The organism is Promicromonospora kroppenstedtii DSM 19349 (assembly GCF_000515355.1).
Classification (GTDB): Bacteria; Actinomycetota; Actinomycetes; order Actinomycetales; family Cellulomonadaceae; genus Promicromonospora; species Promicromonospora kroppenstedtii.
The window spans coordinates 1-1,404 of the sequence record NZ_KI911600.1 but is presented as its reverse complement, the minus strand read 5'-3'; the positions used below and the strand labels follow the sequence as shown (position 1 = coordinate 1,404).

Here is a 1,404-nt window from a genome sequence, read left to right as displayed (position 1 = left end):
CTGGGCGCCGCGGGCGTAGCCGTGGGACCCGCGGTGCGCAGCGGGCTCGGCGAGGTGCGCGCGGCCCTGTCCCGGGTCGCACCCGCGGTGGTGCCGGACGACCGTGGCTTCCGCTACTTCAGCGTCGTCGGCTCCGTGCCCCGCAAGGACGCGACGACCTACCGGCTCACCGTCGGCGGGCTCGTCGACCGGCCCGCGACGTACACGCTCGACCAGCTCGCGGCGCTGCCGCAGACCACGGTCGTGCACGACGCCGTGTGCACCGACGGCTGGCAGGTCGACGCGGTGCCGTTCACCGGTGTGCTGCTGCGCGACCTGCTGGACGCCGCCGGGGTGCGGGACGAGGGCGCCGCCGTCCGGTTCACCTGCTTCGACGGCGCCTACTCGGAGAGCCTCACCCTGGAGCAGGCGCGCCGGTCGGACGTCGTGGTCGCGCTGCGGATGTTCGACGAGCCGGTCCCGCACGACAGCGGCGGCCCGGTGCGGCTCTTCGTCGCGCCGATGTACTTCTACAAGTCGGCGAAGTGGCTCTCCGGGATCGAGGTCACCAGCCAGGTCCAGCAGGGGTACTGGGAGGACTACGGCTATCCCGTGGACGGCTGGCTGCCCGGCGAGGAGCCGGTCGGTGCCTGAGCGCGTGCTCCGGTTCAGCCCCGCCGAGCGGGCCGTCCACCGGGCGACCGGGCTGCTGTTCCTGGTCTGCCTGCTCACCGCGGTCGCGCTCTACGTGGCGCCCGTCGCGCAGCTCGTGGGCCGGCGGCACGTGGTCGAGACCCTCCACGAGTGGTCCGGGATCCTGCTGCCGGTGCCCGCCCTGCTCGGGCTCTGGTCCGGCCCGTTCCGGGCCGACCTGCGGCGCCTCGACCGGTTCACCCCGCAGGACCGGCGCTGGCTGGCGAGCCTGCGGTCACCGGACCCGCACCGCGGGCGGCTCGCGGGGAAGTTCAACGCCGGCCAGAAGCTCTGGGCGGCCTGGCTCGCGGGTGCCGTCCTGGTCATGCTCGGCACCGGACTGCTGCTGTGGTTCAAGTTCGCGCTCGGGTTCGTCCCGCGCGCCGGCGTCGTGCTCGTCCACGACGCCGGCGCCTACGCGCTCGCCGTCGTCGTCGCCGGCCACGTGCTCAAGGCGCTCGCCGACCCGGAGGCCCGGCGCGGCATGCGCACCGGGTCCGTCCGGCGGTCGTGGGCGGCGCGGGAGCATGCCCTCTGGCTCGGTCAGAAACCGAAGTCCCCGATCCCGCCGCCCCCGTACGACGGCGGCTCGTCGTCGCCCTCGGCGCCCCAGGCCTCCCACGCCGCGGACGACGCCGCGTAGGTGGCGACGACGCCGAGGATCGCGGCGCTGACCGCGCTGCTCAGGGCTGCTCCCGGCCCGTCCGTGCCCAGCACCTGGGCGAGCCCGCC

General features: G+C 75.3%; 2 protein-coding genes. Both read left to right on the top strand.

Features of this window, described 5'->3' with window-relative positions; genetic code table 11:
* Window positions 1-633, top strand: a 633-nt coding sequence (locus PROKR_RS03290; RefSeq protein WP_211240015.1) for a molybdopterin-dependent oxidoreductase, incomplete at its 5' end; no start/stop codon positions are given.
* Window positions 626-1,315 carry a cytochrome b/b6 domain-containing protein gene (locus PROKR_RS03285; protein WP_036959492.1) on the top strand — a complete coding sequence of 230 codons (690 nt, stop codon included), beginning with the start codon at window positions 626-628 and terminating at the stop codon, window positions 1,313-1,315. The genes PROKR_RS03290 and PROKR_RS03285, both read left to right, overlap by 8 nt.
* The last annotated feature ends 89 nt before the right edge of the window (window positions 1,316-1,404 follow it).